This is a genomic window from Streptomyces sp. SL06, from assembly GCF_058244745.1.
In genome coordinates this window covers 6353959-6370836 of record NZ_JBSYOT010000002.1, presented here as the reverse complement: position 1 = coordinate 6370836, position 16878 = coordinate 6353959, and the positions used below count along the sequence as shown (strand labels likewise).

Sequence of the window (16878 nt, the reverse complement as noted above, 5' to 3'; positions counted from 1 at the left end):
GGTGAGTGCGCCGGCTCGCCATCATGGCGTCCACCTGCGGCGAAGGAAAGAGATGTGCCGTCTTCGCAACGAACCGGCGACCGCAATGACCACAACCTCCCTTGGTTCCGCAAGCGGGACAGGCCGTCGGGGCGCGGGCACCATGTGGCCCACGTCACCCCCCAACCGCCCTACCCAACCGACAGGTGGTGTCATCCGTGCGCCTGCGCACCCCCCTCGCCCTGCTCGGGGCCGCCGTGCTCGTGCTCGCGGGACCGCCGTTGCTCTCCTCGGGCAGCGACTCCGAGTCCGGCACGCGAATCCCCGGCCTGCGTCTCATGGTTCCCAACACGCCCGGCGGCGGCTACGACATCACCGCCCGCACCTTCGCGAAGAACGCCGAGGACGCCGGTCTCACGCACGGCATCGAGGTGTTCAACCTGCCCGGCGCGGGCGGCACCGTCGGTCTGAGCCGGCTGGTGAGCGAGCACGGCAACGGCAGGCTCGCGATGTCCATGGGCCTCGGCGTCGTGGGCGCCGCCCGCTCCAACCACGCGCCGAAGACCCTCGCCGACACCACACCGATCGCGCGGCTCACCGAGGAGCAGGACGTCGTGGTGGTCGCCAGGAACTCGCCGTACCGGACGATCGACGAGCTGATCACCGCCTGGAGGAAGAACCCGGGCAAGATACCCGTGGGCGGCGGCTCGTCACCGGGCGGGCCCGACCACCTCGCGGCGATGCTGACGGCGCAGGCCGCCGGGATCTCCCCCAGGTCGGTCAACTACATCCCCTTCGACGGCGGCGGCGAGCTGCTCGCCTCGATCCTCGGCGACAAGGTCGGCTTCGGGGTCTCCGGCGTCGGCGAGTACCTCGACCAGATCAGGGCGGGCGAGCTGAAGGTGCTCGCGGTGACCGGCCCCGAGCGGGTCCACGACCTTAAGGACGTGCCCACGCTGAAGGAGTCCGGCTACGACGTGGACTTCACCAACTGGCGCGGCATCGTCGCCCCGCCCGGCCTCTCGGAGGCGGAGCGGACCAAACTCACCCGCCTGGTCGAGGAGTTGCGCGACTTGGCCGAGTGGCGGGAGTCGATGGAGAAGAACGGCTGGGACGACGCCCTGCTCACCGGCGAGGAGTTCGGCGCGTTCCTGGACGCCCAGGACAGGCGCGTGGTCTCCGTACTCGAGGAGCTGGGACTGTGACGACACGGACCGGCGCCTCCCCGTCCCCGGAACCCGCACCTGAGCCCGTTTCGAAGTCGGCGCCGGCCGAGCGGCGCTCATGGCTGCGCGACCACTCCGAACTGGGCGTGTGCGTACTGCTGCTGGCGCTCGGTGCGCTCGTCCTGACCGACGCGCTCACCATGGACGTGGACATCACCCAGCGCGGGCCGGTCGGACCGAAGACGGTCCCGGTCGTGGTCGGCACCGGCCTGCTGGTGATCGCCGCGCTGCTCGCCGCGGACGTGCTGCGCGGCGGCCGGGGCGAGGCCGAGGGCGGCGAGGACGTCGACCTGTCCGAACCGGCCGACTGGCGCACGGTGTTGCTGCTGTCCGGGATCTTCCTCGGATCGGCCGCGCTCATCGAGCCGGCCGGCTTCCCCGCCGCCGGGGCGCTGCTCTTCTGGGGTGCCGCCTTCGCCCTCGGCAGCCGCCGGACGGACCGCGATCCGCTGATCGCCGCGGTGCTCTCCCTCGTCACCTACGCCGTCTTCGACCAACTGCTCGGAGTGCCGCTGCCCGGCGGTCCGCTGATGGGGGTGCTCTGACGTGGACGCCCTCAACTCCCTGATGGACGGCTTCGGTACGGCCCTCACCCCGGTGAACGTCCTGTGGGCCGCCGTCGGTGTGCTGCTCGGCACGGCGATCGGCGTCCTGCCCGGTATCGGCCCGGCGATGACGGTCGCGCTGCTGCTTCCGGTGACGTACGGTCTGGACCCGGTCGCCGCGTTCATCATGTTCGCCGGCATCTACTACGGCGCGATGTTCGGCGGCTCGACCACCTCCATCCTGCTCAACACCCCGGGCGAGAGCGCCGCCGTGGTCGCGGCCATGGAGGGCAACCCCATGGCGAAGGCGGGGCGCGGCGCACAGGCTCTCGCGGCCGCCGCCATCGGCCACTTCGCGGGCGGCATGATCGGCACCGTCCTGCTGGTGGCGCTGGCGCCGACGGTCGCGGGACTGGCGGTGGACATCGGCGCTCCGGACTACTTCGCCATCATGGTGCTGGCGTTCATCGCCGTGACGTCGGTGCTCGGTTCGTCACGGGTGAGGGGCCTGGCCTCGCTGCTGATCGGACTGACGATCGGCCTGGTGGGCCTGGACCGGATGACGGGCCAGCAACGGCTGACCTTCGGCTCCCTGCAACTCGCCGACGGCGTCGACGTGGTGATCGTCGCGGTCGGTCTGTTCGCGATCGGCGAGGCGCTGTGGGTGGCGGCACATCTGCGGCGCGGGGTGGCCGAACCGATCCCGGTGGGCCGTCCCTGGCTCGGCCGCGGTGATGTGAGGCGGACCTGGAAGTCCTGGCTGCGCGGCCCGTTCATCGGCTTCCCGTTCGGCGCGATACCGGCGGGCGGCGCGGAGATCCCCACGTTCCTGTCGTACGTCACCGAAAAGCGCCTGTCCAGGCACAAGGACGAGTGGGGCAAGGGCGCCATCGAGGGTGTGGCCGGTCCCGAGTCGGCGGCGTCGGCCTCGGCGGCGGGCACGCTGGTGTCCATGCTGACCCTGGGCCTGCCGACGACGGCGGTCGCCGCGGTCATGCTGGCCGCCTTCCAGCAGTACGGCATCCAGCCGGGCCCGCTGCTCTTCGAACGCGAGCCCGAGCTGGTGTGGGGCCTGATCGCCTCCCTCTTCGTCGGCATGGTGCTGCTGCTGGCGCTCAACCTGCCGCTGGCGCCGCTGTGGGCCAAGCTGCTGCGCATCCCCCGGCCGTACCTGTACGCGGGGATCATGTTCTTCGCGGCCGTCGGCGCCTACGCGGTCGGCGGCGAGGTCGTCGACGTGGTGATCCTCCTGGTCATCGGCCTGGTCGGCTTCGGCATGCGGCGCTACGGCCTGCCGGTCCTGCCCGCGGTCATCGGCGTCGTCCTCGGCCCGAACGCCGAGCAACAACTGCGCCGCGCCCTGCAGATCAGCGACGGCAGCGTGACGGGCCTGGTCGACACGCCGTTCGCGGTGACGGTGTACGCGGTGATCGCGCTGCTGCTGACATGGCCGCTGCTGAGGCGACTGACGGGCCGGGGACGGCGGCGGACCGACGCCTGACCCCGGCCCGGGGAGCCGCCCGGGTACGGCGGCCCGGCCGCCCCCTACCCCTCTCGGCCCGGCAGTTCGAGACGCTGGTGGACCAGACGGGCGAAGTGGCTCAGCGTCCGTCCGGTGGCCAGGTCCGCCGGTGCGAGGCGGACGGCGAAGAGGTCGCGGGCGCCGACGAGGAACTGCATGCCGAGCAGGGAGTCGAGTCCGAAGTCGGTGACGGGGCGGGCGGGGTCCAGGTCGGCCTGATCGGTCTGCAGGACTCCGGCGAGGAGTTGGCCGAGTACGTCGGTGATCTTCTGCACCGCCTCGTCCGGCGGCAGCTCCGCCAGCGTGCCCAGAAGCTCGTCGCGGCCGTCCGGGGAGGCGAGGGCGGAGGACGGGACCAGGCGGGCGAACCGCGGGGTGGCCAGGGCGGGGAGCAGGTGACGCGCGGTTCCCCACCGGTAGCGTCCCGCTCCGGCCACGTCGGTGCCGGCGGCGAGGAGGTGTCCGGCGGTCGTCAAGGCCTCCGCGGGGGTGAGGAGTTCGAGGCCGCGTTCGGTCATGGCCGTTTCCATGCCGCTGCGGGCGACATAGCCGGTCTCGCCGATCGGCCCCCAGGCCAGCGCCGTACCCGGCCGGCCGGCCCGGCGCCGGGCGCGGGCGAGTGCCTCCAGATAGGCGTTGGCCGCCGCGTAGGCGGCCTGGCCGGGGTTGCCGATGGTGGCGGAGACGGAGGAGTAGGTGAGGAAGAGGTCCAGGTCACGGTCCGCGGTGAGCCGGTCGAGCAGGGCCGCGCCCGCCGCCTTGGGCGCCAGCACGGCGGCGAACCGTTCGTCGGTGAACTCGGACTGCGGTGCGTCGTCCATGTGCATGGCCGCGTGCACGACGCCGCGCAGCCGGTGCCCTGTGGCGTCCACGGTCTCGATGACCCGGCGCAGCGCGCTCTCGTCGGTGACGTTGGCGGCGTGGGCCGTGGCGTGCACGCCGCGGTCGGCGAGCTGCCGGAGCAGGGCGGGCGCCTCGGGCGCGTCGGGTCCGCGGCGGGAGAGCAGGGCCAGGTGCCGGGCCCCGCGGTCGGCCAGCCAGTGGGCGGTGGCGGCACCGAGTCCGCTCAGCCCGCCGGTGATCATGTAGGTGCCGTCGTCGTCGAGGGCCGGGGTGTCGCGGGCGGGTTCGACGAGGACGGGTTCGTCCAGGGGGTCGAAGGTGATGACGACCTTGCCGGTGTGCCGGGAGTGCTGGAGGAGTTGGAAGGCCTCCTCGACGCGTGCGGCGGGATAGGCCGTGTGGGGCAGCGGGCGGTAGGCGCGGCTGCTGATCCGCTCGTCGAAGACCGCGACGAGCCGGGAGCGCAGGGCCGAGGACTCCATGACGGCGTCGAGGTTGAAGGCGGTGAAGGTGAGGCTGCGGTGGAAGGGGCGCAGGGTCATCGGGTTGTTGAGGTAGATGTCCCGCTTGCCGAGTTCGATGAACCGCCCGTTGGGGCGCAGCAGGTCGAGGTTGTGGGCGATGGCTTCGCCGCTGAGGGAGTTCACCACGACGTCGACGCCCCGGCCGCCGGTCAGTTCCCGTACCCGGGGGACGAAGTCCAGGGTGCGGGAGTCGAGGACGTGTTCGGCACCGAGCGTGCGGAGCAGGTCCCGCTTGGTCTCGGTGCCTGCGGTGGCGATGACCCGGGCGCCCTGGTTGCGGGCGCACTGCAGGACGGCGAGGCCGACGGCTCCGGCTCCGCCGTGTACGAGCACGGTCTCCCCGGGGCCGAGGCAGGCCTGGTTGACCAGGGTGTGGTGGACGGTCAGGAAGGCGACGGGGAAGGTCGACGCCTCCGCGAAGCTCATCCCGTCGGGGATGCGGACGAGGGCGACGGCGGGTGTCGTCGCGTGGGAGGCGAGGGCGGCGGGCACGAGGCCGCAGACCCGGTCGCCCGGCTTCAGGTCGTGCACGCCCGGTCCCACGGCGCGAACGAGCCCTGCGCCGTCGGTCCCCAGTCCTCGGCCGAGGGGGCTGTTCTCCACCGCTTCGGGTGGCAGCAGCCCGTTGGCCCGCATGGGGTCGCGGTAGTTCAGCGCCACGGCCCGCATCTCCAGGGCCACCTCGCCCGGCCCGGGTTCGGGTAGGTCCGTCCGCCGCCAGACCAGCCGTCGGTGCAGGCTCGGGTTGCGGACTTCCAGGACGAACGGCGGGCCCGCGGGGGCGGTGGGGGGCTCGTCCTGCGCGTGCTGGACGAGCCGGGGCACGAAGCGGCCGTGCGCGGTCAGGACGATCTCGTCCTCCTGGCCGCTCTCGTCCCGGTCGGCGGCGAGGAGTTCCGCGGCGAGACGGTGCGCGTCGTCGGCCGTGGCTCCGGTGCGTTGCCAGGAGAGCCGTCGCACGCGCAGGTCGGGGCGCTCGTTGGCGAGGGTGCGGCAGGCCGCCCAGATCGCCGCGTCCTCCGGGTGCGTGGGCTGCTCCGGGGCCGGGAACAGGCCGGTCGGCCGGGTGACGAGCCACACCTGGGGGCTGGTACGGCCGTGCAGGCCGTCGCAGGCCGCGGCCAGGGCCCGCAGGAAAGCGGCGCGACGGGTGGTCGGGGTGACGACGCTCCGGTGCGGTCCGGGGTCGGCGAGCAGCAGGACGACGCGCGGCTCGGGGGCGGTGGTCAGCACCCCTGCCCAGGCCGCGGGCTCCTCGGACGCGGCGACGACGGCGGCCTCGCCGAGCAGGGCCGCCAGGGCGTGCGCGGTCGGCGTCTCGGTGCCGTCCTCGACGGCGACGACCCACGAGGCCTCGGGGACCGGAGCCGGAACCGGAATCGGAGCCGGTGTCTCGGTCTCGGCCACGGGTCCCGGGGTGGCCGCGGCAAGGAGTACGGTCCGCTCCTCGGGCCCGATCTGCACCGGATCGGGGAAGCCGCACCGGCGCAGCAGCGGTGCCCACTGCTCGCGGGCGAGGATGCGGGAGACGGGGCGCAGGGAGTGATCGCCGCGCCCCCAGAAGTCCTCCTCCGTGCCGGACAGCAGGGCGAGCAGCCGAACGTGGTGTTCTTCGGTGGCCAGCAGATGCCCGCCGGGGGCCAGCACGTTGTGCAGATGCCGCAGGGTCGTGGCCAGGTCGTGGGCGGTGTGCAGGCAGTCGTCGGCCAGGACGAGGTCGAAGCCGTTCCGGGGAAGGCTCTGGCCGGTCGGGTCGGCGTTCAGGTCCAGGACGCGGTAGTCGACGAAGTCGTGCCCGGCGAAGCGGTGTTCGGCACGGGTGAGGACGGCTCCGGTGGCGGCGGCGCAGGTGTAGCGGGTCCGGTCGGCCGGCAGTACGGGCAGTGCGGCGGCCGTCAGGGCGCCGGTGGTCGCGCCGACTTCCAGGACGCGCAGCGGGCGGTCCGCGGGCCACCGGGCGACGATGTCGCGGAGTACGGACTGCACGGCACGGTGGGTGAAGCGGTGCGCCGGTCCGGTCTCGCGCAGTTGCTCGTACGCGCTGTCGCCCGGCGGCAGCAGTTCGCGGGCGTCGACGCGGCCCCGCACCACGTCGGGCAGGTGACGCAGATGCCGGTTGAGGAGCAGTGTCTCGGCGCCGAACGCGGGATGGTCCTCCACCAGGGCGCGCAGCAGTGCCTCGGGGCGGATCTCGGCGTCGGTGAGCTGCCAGATCTCTCCAACCGGCCGGGCGAGGCCCTGCTCGACCAGCAGGGGCATCATCAGCCGTACCAGCCGGCGGTGCTGGGGTTGGAGGCCGCCGCTCACCAGGTCACGTGTCGAGAACGGGACGGTCGGGTCGGCGAGCAGGCCGTGCAGTGTGCCGGCCCAGCAGTGGGCTCCGGTCCGCTCGGCCGCGGCGACGAACCGGTCGTGGCCGCTGTCGTCCAGGGCGGCGCGTGCCGCGGTGATGCGTGGCCCGGCCGCGTTCGCCACCTCGGCGGGGGTGGGGAGCGGGGAGTGCGGCGCGGGTGTGCCCGGGTGCGGGGCGGCCCGCAGCACGGTGCGCTGGACCGTCAACGGGGTCTGTTCCGACATGCCGCCGCGGCGGGTACGGCAGCCGTCGATCTCTACGGTGACCGTGCCGTCCGCGTCGGCATAGGTGATGTCCCAGCAGATCTCGTTGGCGCTGCGGTCGCGGCGGCGCAGATGGACGATGCCGGTGGACGCGGGGGTGCGCCATACGCGTACGGACCCGAACGCCGACGGCAGGAAGCCCGCGGACTCCGCCGTGAGTCCGGACAGGGCCACGGTGGCCTGCAACGGTGCGTCGAGCAGTACCGGGTGGGCGGTGTAGGCGTCGGCGGGGTGCCGCAGCCGGTAGGAGACCAGTACCTCTCCTTCGCCGACGTCCAGGTGCTCGATGAGCTGGAAGGCCGGCCCGCAGTTCAGTCCGACGCGGTGGCACGTCCGGTAGAAGTCGGCGCCGTCCAGGCCGTGGTGGCAGCGTGCGCGCAGGGCGTCGACGTTGAGCGGCGGCGGTGCCGTGCCCAGCAGGGTGCGGACCTGGGCCCGTACGACGGGCCGGCACTCGCCGCCGTGTTCTTCGCGGACGCTGATGGTCACGGCGCCGTCGTCGGGGGTGACGGAGGTCTGCAGGGCGATCGGTGTGGGGTCCGGCCAGGGCACCGCCAGTGGACGGCTGATCTCCAGGTGTCGTACCTCGACCGGGCGCTCCATGGCGCGGCGGCCGGCGCTCAGGGCCATCTCCACGTAGGCGGCGGCCGGCATGAGTACGTTGCCGCCGATTTCGTGGTCGCCCAGCCAGGGCACCAGCTGGGGCTCGACGGTGCCGTGCCACACGGGGTGCGGGGCGGGCATCCGCTCCCCCACCAGCGGGTGGTCGAGCGCGCCGGAGCCGCTGGTGCCCGCGATCCGGTCCTGCGCGGTGCCGTGCCAGTACCGTTCGTGCTGCCACGGGTAGGCGGGCAGTTCGCTCACTCGGCCGGGGCGGGGGAAGTGCTGCCGCCAGTCGGTGTTCGTGTCGGCGGCGAGCAGCGCGGCGATCGCGCCCGCGGTCTCGCGCAGGCCGTCCCCGTCCCGGTGCAGGGTGGGGACGTAGGAGGTGTCGGCGTGGCGCAGGTAGGGGCGCAGTACCGGGTGCGGGCCGATCTCGACCACGCTGCCGGCGCCCTCGGACACGAGGTGGGCGACGGCCTCGGCGAAGCGGACCGGTTCGCGGACGTTGCGCCACCAGTAACGCGCGTCCAGTTCCGGCCCGTTCAGCGGGGTGCCGGTGACGGTGGAGACGAAGGGGATCCGGGCGGTGCCGGGGCTCAGCCCGTCCAGGGCGGTGCGCAGCGGTTCCTCGATGGGGTCCATGGCCCGGCTGTGGAAGGCGTAGTCCAGGTCCAGCTCACGGAAGAAGACGCCGCGACCGGTCAACTCCTTGCCCCATGAGGCCAGTTCGTCCGCCGAGCCGGCGACGGTCACGGCTCGGTCGCTGTTGATGCCCGCGATCTCCAACGCGCCGTCGTAGCACAGCAGTTCCTCGCGGGCCTGCTGCTCGGGCAGTCCGACGGCGGCCATGCGGCCCCTGCCCACGGTGGTGGCCTGGGTGCGGCTGCGTTCGGCGATGACCAGCGCCGCCTGTTGCAGGGTCAGGGCTCCGGCGGCGTGGGCGGCGGCCACTTCGCCGACGCTGTGCCCGGCCACCGCCCGTGGCCGCAGCCCGTGCGAGGCCAGCAGCGCGACAAGGCCTGCCTGCACGACGAACAGGGCGGGCTGGGCGACCTCGGTACGCTGCCAGGCCGGCGGAGAGGGATACGCCAGTTCCTTGGCCACCGACCAGCCCAGGTGCGGGGCGAGGGCGGCGTCGGCCTCCTCCACGGCCGCGCGGAAGACCGGCTCGTGCTCCAGCAGATCCGCGGCCATGCCGGGCCACTGCGAGGCGTTGCCGGAGAACACGAACACGGGGCCGCCGCGCGTGCCGGCCCGCACGATCGCCCCGCGGGCGGGTTCTTGGGCCACCAGCCGGTCCAACTGCCGGGCGGCGTCCTGCGGGTCGGCGGCCATCACCGCGGCGCGGTGCGGATGGGCGCTGCGCCGCACCGTGCTGGTGTGGGCCAGGTCGTAGAAGTCCTCGGGGCGGGTGGCCCGCAGGCGCTCCGCCGTCGCGGTGGCCAGTTGCCTCAGCGCCTTGGGAGAGCGTGCCGAGACGACCAGCGGCAGCGGGCGGCTTGGGGTCCGCGGCGCGTCGGGCTCGGGCGGGGCGGGGGGCGCGGTCAGGACGGCGTGGGCGTTGGCTCCGCCGAAGCCGAAGGCGTTCACGCCGACCGCCGCCGCCCGTCCCGGCGGCAGCCGGACCGGCTCTACCGTCGGGGACAGCCCGAGGCCGTCGAAGTCGATCGCGGGGTTGAGCGGCAGGGCGTGCAACGAGGTGGGCGCGATCCGGTGGCGCAGTACCAGGATCGCCTTGAGCAGGCCCGCCATCCCTGAAGCGGGCTCCAGGTGGCCCAGGTTGCTCTTCACCGAGCCGATCGGCAAGGGGCCGCCGCGCCGGTGGGTGGCCAGGGCCCGGCCGATGGCCTCGGCCTCCGCCGGGTCCCCGACCTGGGTGCCGGTGCCGTGGGCCTCGAAGTACACCAGGTCGTCGACGCCGACACCGGCTTCCGCGTAGACCGCGCGCAGCAGCGCCTCCTGGGCCTCGGCGCTGGGCACGATCATGCCGGTGCTGCGGCCGTCGGTGTTGTTGCCGGTGGCCGCGAGCACGGCGTGGACGCGGTCCCCGTCGGCCAGCGCGTCCTCGATGCGCTTGAGGACGAGCACCGCGCCGCCTTCCGCGCGTACGAAGCCGTCGGCGTCCGCGGAGAAGGCCGCGCAGCGTCCGCGCCGCGACAGCATGCCCGCGTAGGAGAATCCGGCGAAGGAGTAGGGGCTGCTCAGCAGGTTGACGCCGCCGACCAGCGCGACCCGGCTGGAGCCCTCGCGCAGGGTGCGGCAGGCGCGGTCCACCGCGACCAGCGCGGAGGAGCAGGCGGTGTCGATGGCCATGCTGGGCCCGCGCAGGTCGAAGGCGTACGACATCCGGTTCGCCGTGATGGACAGCGTGGCACCGGGCATGGTGTGCGGGCTCTTGTGGTCCTGCATCAGGGTGAGCGTCGTGCCGTAGGCGGGGTCGGAGACCCCCACGTAGACGCAGGTGTCCGAGCCGGCAAGGGACTCGGCGGGGATGGCGGCGTCGTCGAGCGCCTCCGCGGCCATCTCCAGCAGGAGCCGCTGCTGCGGGTCGATGTGCCGCGCCTCCGCGGGCGAGATTCCGAAGTAGGCGGCGTCGAAGGAGGCGGCGTCCGTGAGGAATCCTCCGGCCGCGGTGTAACTGCGGCCGGGGCGAATGGTCGACGGGTCGACCATCCTGTCCCTGGGCAGCCGGTCGGCGGGCATCTCACCGACCATGTCCTGCCCGTCCCGCAGCACGGACCACAGTCCGTCCAGGTCGGTGATTCCTCCGGGAAGCCGGCAACCGACACCCACCACCGCTACGGACCGTTCGTTCCGCCGCTCTGTCACGTCCCCGCCTTTTCCCGTCGATTGCAGCCTTCGTGCGGATTTAAGGGCATCACGGAAGCGAAAAGCCAACACCCGTCATTCATTGGGGTGAAGGTCGCCGGATGAGCGGCTTTTCGGTCCGGGCGGCCGCCCGGCGTCGTTACGGTTGCGCGGTGCCCGAACCCGCCCGTGCCCGCATCGCGGCCGTTGCCGCCCATCTGCCGACCCGTTACCGGACCATGGACGAGATCCGCGAGAAGATCGCCAAGAGCGGAGACTACGCACCGCCGCCCGGTCTGCTCGAAGATCTCACCGGAGTGCGCGGGGTCCATGTGCGAGGAGACGGGGAGAACGCCTCCGACCTCGCCGTGGCGGCCGCCCGCAGGGCACTCGACGAGGCGGGCCTGCGGATCGGCGACATCGATCTGCTGCTGTTCGCCGCCACCGCCTCGGACCTCATCGAACCCGCCACGTCACACCTGGTGGCCGCCAAGATGGGCGCCACCTGCCCGGTGTTCGACGTGAAGAACGCCTGCAACAGCGTCCTCAACGCCATGGAGACGGCCGCTTCGTTCATCGAGACCGGCCGCTACCGCACCGTCCTCATCGCCTGCGGAGAGGCCGGCTCCCTGGTGACGCGCTGGAACGTGCCCGACCGGCAGGCGCTGCTCAGGGCGCTGCCCGGCTACACCGCCTCCGACGCGGGCGCCGCGATGGTGCTCACCGCCTCGCCCGCCGCCGAGGACGGACCCGGCGTCCTCGCCATGCGGTTCGTCAGCAACTCCGCCGCCTGGGAGGCCTGCACCGTGTCGGGCGGAGGCACCATGCACCAGCGCTCCGTGCACGACGACCACACCACGCTGCGCCTGAACGGGGATCTGCGCCAGAGCCTGCTGGACGTGCTCCCCGAAACCCTGGCCGCCGCCGGGGACGAACTCGCCGCGGCACGTGCCGGCGCCTTCGTCGCCTTCCATCAGATCGCCATGCCGCAGTACCGACAGATGCTTGAGGCCTTCTCCCTGCCCGAGGGCCTGTGCATGCCCGCGGTGGCCGAACACGGCAACTGCGCGGCGGCCTCGCTGCCCCTGCAGTTGGTCAAGGCGCGGGAGGCCGACCGTATCGAGGACGGGGACCTCGTGACGATGATCGGCGCGGCCAGCGGCCTCAGCGTCGGCCTGGCCCTCGTCCGATGGTGAGCGCACGGGCCGGCCGTGCCCCGGCACTCACGGCGACGGAACGCGCCACGGCACTGGAGCGGCTGCTGCCGGGCTACCCCGCGCCCCGGCACTGGCGGCGGGTGCCGGCCACCGGACAGCACTACCTCGACCTCGGCTCCGGGGAGCCGGTGCTGTTCCTGCACGGCAACCCGTCATGGAGCTACGCGTGGCGCGAAGTCGTCGACCGGCTCTCCCCGCACGCCCGTTGCCTGGCACCCGACCTGCCCGGCTTCGGCCTGTCCCGGCATCTGCGGCCGCCCTCGGGGGTCCCGGACCCCTACCGCGCCCAACTGGACCACCTGGACCTCCTCCACCAGCACCTGGTGCGCGAGGAGGGACTGCCGGAGCGCGGCTGGACGCTCGTCCTGCACGACTGGGGCGGTCCGCTCGGCATCGCCTGGGCGCTGCGGCACCCGGGGGTCGTGGCCCGGCTGGTCGTCTGCAACACCGTGGCCTTCCCCTGGCCCGGCGACTTCCAACTGCCGTTCTACCTGCGCTGGATCCGCGACCACCCCCTGGTGGCCGACGCCGTGCACCTCACCAACGGCTTCGCGCGCACCGCCGTGCGCGCCGGAGTGCACCACCCGCTGCGTCCGGCCGAGCGCCGCGCCTACCTCCGGCCCTACGCCCGGCGCTCGGAGCGGCGGGCGGTCACCGACGCCGTCCGCGCCATCCCGCGCGACACCGTCGATCCCGTGTGGCGGCTGCTGGAACCCGCCGGTTCCGACGCCGGTCCGACCGCACTGCCCATGCTCATCTGCTGGGGCATGCGCGACCCGGTGTTCACCCCGAGGCTGCTGGAGGAGTGGACCCGGCGCTGTCCCCACGCGACCGTCCACCGGTTCCCCGCGGCCGGGCATTACGTGATGGAGGACGCCTCGGCCGAACTCGGTGACCACATCCGTGACTTCATGCGAGGAACCCGATGACCGCGACCGCCCCGGGCATCGTCGCCCGCCTGGCCGACCGGCCCGACGCGACCGCCCTCGTCCCCTGCCGCGGGGGGACCTCCCGGACCATCAGCCGCGGCCAACTGGTGCGGGGATGCCACAGCACCGCGCAGGCCCTGCACCGGGCCGGGGTCCGGCCCGGCCACAAGGCCGTCGTGATGACCCGCGACGCCTACGACCTCACCGTCGTCGTGTACGCCCTGTGCTCCCTCGGCGCCGTACCCGTCCTGATCGAGCCGCGCGCCGAGGTGCGCCGCTGCCTGCGGGACATCGCTCCGGACGTCTTCATCGGCGAACCGCTGGCCCGGCTCGGACGCCGGGCCCTCGGCTGGGGACGCCCCCACGTCCGCATCTCCCTGTCCACCGGCCGGCCGCTGCTCGCCGCGGGCAGGCACCTGGCGACCCGGACGACGACCGGCGGCGTGCCGGAGCCGCCGCCCCGGGAGCCCGACGGCGACGAACTGGCCGTCATCGCCTTCACGTCCGGCTCCACCGGCCGCCCCAAGGGCGCGGAGTACCGCTACGCCACCCTGGCGGGACAACTCGACGCGCTCACCGCACTGCTGACGCCCCGGCCCGACGACGTACTGCTCGCGGGATTCCTTCCGGTCGCGATGCTCGGCCCGCTCATGGGCCTGACCACCCTCGTCCCCGCCGTGCACCACCTGGCCCCGGCCCGCACGTCGCCGAGGGAACTCGTCGAGCCGATCCTGACCCACGCGGTCACCAAAATCGTCGCCTCGCCCGCCGTGCTCACCCTGATCGCCGGGCACTGCGCCCGGCACGGCATCACCCTGCCCTCGGTCCGGCAGATCCTGTCCTTCGGCGCCCCGCTCCGCCTCCACCTCGCCGAAGCGCTGCGCAAGGCCGTGCCGGACGCCGCCGAGATCCTCAGCGTCTACGGCGCCACCGAGTGCCTGCCCGTCTGCGCGATCGACGACCACGACCTGCGGGCCGCACGCATCGAGCCGCCCGCCGGGCACGCCGGTACGTGTCTGGGCCGCCCGCTGCCCGGCATCCACCCGCGGATCCTGGACGCCGACTCCACCGGACTCGGCGAGATCGCCGTCACCGGCCCCACCGTCAGCCCGGCCTACCACGCGCGTCCCGACGCGAACGCCGCCACGAAGAGCGCCACCGACCGTGGCGTACTGCACCGCACCGGAGACCTGGGCCGGCTCGACGACCAGGGCCGGCTGTGGTTCCTCGGCCGCAGGGCCCATCTGGTCACCGGGACCGGCTTCAGCATGACCACCGAGGACATCGAGATCGTGGCCGACACCGCTGCCGGGGTTCGCCGCACCGCTCTGGTCGGTGTCGACACGGCGGGGGGCCGGCTGCCCGTCCTGTGTGTGGAGCCCATGCCCTCGACGCCCGCCGCCGCGGCCCTGGAAGCCGTACGCACCGCCCTGAGCGGCCATCCGGAGGGCGATCGCGTCGACGTGCTGCTCCCGCACCCCGGCTTTCCCACCGATCCCCGGCACAATTCCAAGATCGACCGCCCGCGGCTGGCGGACTGGGCCGCCAAGCGCCTGCACCGGAGGCCCCGTTGAAGGTACTGGTCACCGGCGGCAGCGGATTCCTCGGGCTGGAGATCTGCCGCCGGCTGACGGCGCGCGGCATCGTCACCTCCTCCCTCTGCCGCCGGCCCAGCGCGGCCCTGGAACAGCTGGGTGTCCGGCAGCACCTGGGTGATCTCGCCGACGCGCACGCCGTCTCCCGCGCGGTCGCCGGATGCGACGCCGTCGTCCACAACGCCGCGCTGGCCGGGGTCAGCGGCCCGCTGCGGCCCTACTGGACCACCAACGTCGTCGGCACCCGCCATGTGATCGAGCAGTGCCGCGCCCACCGGGTGCGCACGCTGGTCCACACCTCGACCGCCAGTGTCGCCTTCAGGCCCGGTGGTCTGGAGGGCGTCGGCGAGGACCTCCCCCGCCCTTCGGGGCACATGGCCGCCTACCCCCGCAGCAAGGCCGCCGCCGAGGCCCTGGTCCTCACCGCCCACGGCCCGGAACTGGCCACCGTCTCACTGCGTCCGCACATCATCTGGGGGCCGGGCGACCCCCACTTCGTCCCGGCCCTCGCGCGCGCCGTACGGGCGGGGCGCCTGTGGATGCCCGGCGACGGCGGCAACCTCGTCGACACCACCCACCTGCGCACCGCCGGCCACGCCCACCTCCTCGCCCTGGACCGCCTGCGCCGCTCGCCCGAGGCCGGCGGGCGCGCCTACTTCATCAGCCAGGGCGACCCGCGTCCGCTGCGCGAGATCATCCACCACTTCCTGCGGGCCGCGGGTATCGACGCCCGCTGGTGCGCCGTACCGCCGTGGCAGGCGAAGGCCGCGGCCGCCGTCAGCGACACGTTCCTGCGCCTGGTCCGCAGCCCGCGCACCCTGGCCCTGAGCCGCCTCCTGGTGGCGGAACTGCTGCAACCGCACTACTTCGACCTGAGCGCGGCACGTCGCGAGCTGTCCTTCGAACCGCCGATCGGATTCGAGGCCGGCCTCGCCGAACTCACCCGGACCGCCCCGTCCGCCTCCGACGACAGCAAGGACACACCGTGCCCGACACCTACGACACCCTCCGTGCCGTCCTGACCGACTCGTTCCAGGTCCCGGAGGACGTCATTCATCCCGAGGCCACGCTGGATCAACTCGGCCTGGAGTCGCTGGCCCTGACCGAGCTGGTGCTCATCCTGCACGAGCGGTTCGCGGTCAGGATCAGCGTCGATCACATCGCTCCGGGCAGTACCGTCGCCGAGGCCGCCGAGCACCTCGACGCCCTGCGCGCGGCCGGCCCCGAGGCGGTGACACCCTCATGACGGCGCCCGTCGCCGTCACCGGCCTCGGTCTGATCACCCCGGCCGGGGAGGACGCCGACGCCACCTGGAGCGCGGTCTGCCACGGCGTGAGCACCGCGGCCCCCGACCCGGCGCTCGCCGGCCTGCCGGTCGACTTCTCCTGCCGTGTCCCGCTCTCCCCCGACGCCCTGGGCCGACGCGTCGGACGTACCGCGTGGCGCATGGCGCGGGACGCGAAACTCGCGGTGCTCGCCGCCCGGGAGGCCGTACGGGACGCCGGCCTCGACCCCAGGTCGTGGAACGGTGCCCGGGTCGCCGTCGTCATCGGCTGCAGCGTCGGGGCGACGGCGGTGTACGAGGAGCAGGCCCGGCGCCTCGACGAGCGGGGCTCCGACATGGTCTCGGCGCTCACCGTCCCCCAGTTCCTCTCGAACATGGCGGTCGGCGAGGTCTCCATCGACCTCGGGGCCCGCGGGCCCGGTCTGGCCCCGGCCACCGCCTGCGCCTCCGGCGCCACCGCCGTCGCCGTGGCCCGCGACCTCCTGGTCTCCGGCCAGTGCGATGTCGCGGTGGCGGGCGGCACGGAAGCGGCGATCAGCCGCCTGGTGACCACCGGCTTCTGGCGCCTGGGCGCCCTGTCCCGGCGCCGCGACGCGGTCACCGAGGCGTCCCGGCCCTTCGCCGCCGACCGCGACGGTTTCGTCATGGGGGAAGGCGCGGGCGTCCTCGTCCTGGAACGCGAGGAGGACGCCGCCGCCCGCGGCGCCCGCTCCCGCGCCCGGCTGATGGGCTGTGGCAGCACCTCGGACGCCCACCATCCCACCGCTCCGGACCCGGGAGCGCGGGGTGCCGAGTCGGCTCTGCGCACCGCGCTGGCACAGGCGGGCCTGGCCGCACACGAGGTCGACCACGTCAACGCGCACGGCACCTCCACCCCCCTCAACGACGCCGGGGAGGCCGCCCTGATCGCCCGCGTGCTGCCGCACCGCCCCAGCGTCACCTCGGCCAAGGGCGTACTCGGCCACGGCCTGGGCGCGGCGGGGGCCGTCGAGGCTGCGCTGACCGTGCTCGCCCTGGAACACCGCACGGTGCCACCGATCGCCAACCTGCGGGCTCCGGCACCAGAGTTCGACATCGACTGCGTCACCAAAGCACCGCGCGGGCAGGACATCCGGGTGGCCGTCAGCCACTCCTTCGGCTTCGGCGGCCACAATGTCGTCCTCGCCCTGGCCAAGGCGTCCTGACC

General features: G+C 73.6%; 10 protein-coding genes. 9 read left to right on the top strand and 1 reads right to left on the bottom strand.

Annotated features, from left to right (window positions below; genetic code table 11):
• The first annotated feature begins 197 nt into the window (after positions 1-197).
• From AC4IHM_RS29230 to AC4IHM_RS29220, 3 genes are read left to right on the top strand one after another with little or no spacing between them, the layout of a single operon-like run.
• Positions 198-1184 (top strand): Bug family tripartite tricarboxylate transporter substrate binding protein, encoded by a 987-nt coding sequence (locus AC4IHM_RS29230; protein ID WP_490869958.1) that lies wholly within the window; start codon positions 198-200, stop codon positions 1182-1184.
• Positions 1181-1750 (top strand): tripartite tricarboxylate transporter TctB family protein, encoded by a 570-nt coding sequence (locus AC4IHM_RS29225; protein WP_490869957.1) that lies wholly within the window; start codon positions 1181-1183, stop codon positions 1748-1750. Before AC4IHM_RS29230 ends, AC4IHM_RS29225 begins: the two co-directional genes overlap by 4 nt.
• A gap of 1 nt (position 1751) precedes the next feature.
• Positions 1752-3251 (top strand): tripartite tricarboxylate transporter permease, encoded by a 1500-nt coding sequence (locus AC4IHM_RS29220; RefSeq protein WP_490869956.1) that lies wholly within the window; start codon positions 1752-1754, stop codon positions 3249-3251.
• Between the two features lie 44 nt (positions 3252-3295).
• On the opposite strand, the gene AC4IHM_RS29215 is transcribed toward AC4IHM_RS29220, so the two are convergent.
• Positions 3296-10687 carry an SDR family NAD(P)-dependent oxidoreductase gene (locus tag AC4IHM_RS29215; protein ID WP_490869955.1) on the bottom strand — a complete coding sequence of 2464 codons (7392 nt, stop codon included), beginning with the start codon at positions 10685-10687 and terminating at the stop codon, positions 3296-3298.
• Between the two features lie 152 nt (positions 10688-10839).
• Between AC4IHM_RS29215 and AC4IHM_RS29210 the strand changes: the two genes are divergently transcribed.
• The 6 genes from AC4IHM_RS29210 to AC4IHM_RS29185 are packed head-to-tail and all read left to right on the top strand — an operon-like array spanning position 10840 to position 16876.
• The gene (locus AC4IHM_RS29210; protein WP_490869954.1) at positions 10840-11862 is read left to right on the top strand and encodes a 3-oxoacyl-ACP synthase III family protein; all 1023 of its coding nucleotides are present in this window, start codon (positions 10840-10842) and stop codon (positions 11860-11862) included.
• Positions 11856-12812: an alpha/beta fold hydrolase gene (locus AC4IHM_RS29205; protein ID WP_490869953.1), complete on the top strand. Its 957-nt coding sequence runs from the start codon at positions 11856-11858 to the stop codon at positions 12810-12812. The genes AC4IHM_RS29210 and AC4IHM_RS29205 overlap by 7 nt, the downstream gene beginning before the upstream one ends.
• Positions 12809-14386: an AMP-binding protein gene (locus AC4IHM_RS29200; RefSeq protein WP_490869952.1), complete on the top strand. Its 1578-nt coding sequence runs from the start codon at positions 12809-12811 to the stop codon at positions 14384-14386. The genes AC4IHM_RS29205 and AC4IHM_RS29200 overlap by 4 nt, the downstream gene beginning before the upstream one ends.
• A complete protein-coding gene (locus AC4IHM_RS29195) occupies positions 14383-15429 on the top strand; it encodes an NAD-dependent epimerase/dehydratase family protein (protein WP_490869951.1) in 1047 nt (348 codons plus the stop codon). Before AC4IHM_RS29200 ends, AC4IHM_RS29195 begins: the two co-directional genes overlap by 4 nt.
• Complete coding sequence (locus AC4IHM_RS29190) at positions 15393-15653, top strand: acyl carrier protein (RefSeq protein ID WP_490869950.1); 261 nt, start codon at positions 15393-15395, stop codon at positions 15651-15653. Before AC4IHM_RS29195 ends, AC4IHM_RS29190 begins: the two co-directional genes overlap by 37 nt.
• A complete protein-coding gene (locus tag AC4IHM_RS29185; RefSeq protein ID WP_490869949.1) occupies positions 15650-16876 on the top strand; it encodes a beta-ketoacyl-[acyl-carrier-protein] synthase family protein in 1227 nt (408 codons plus the stop codon). Before AC4IHM_RS29190 ends, AC4IHM_RS29185 begins: the two co-directional genes overlap by 4 nt.
• Positions 16877-16878: the final 2 nt, after the last annotated feature.

Coding starts and splice junctions, on each gene's coding strand:
- AC4IHM_RS29205 (WP_490869953.1), top strand. CDS start 11,856: ATGGTGAGCGCACGGGCCGGCCGTGCCCCGGCACTCACGGCGACGGAA.
- AC4IHM_RS29200 (WP_490869952.1), top strand. CDS start 12,809: ATGACCGCGACCGCCCCGGGCATCGTCGCCCGCCTGGCCGACCGGCCC.
- AC4IHM_RS29185 (WP_490869949.1), top strand. CDS start 15,650: ATGACGGCGCCCGTCGCCGTCACCGGCCTCGGTCTGATCACCCCGGCC.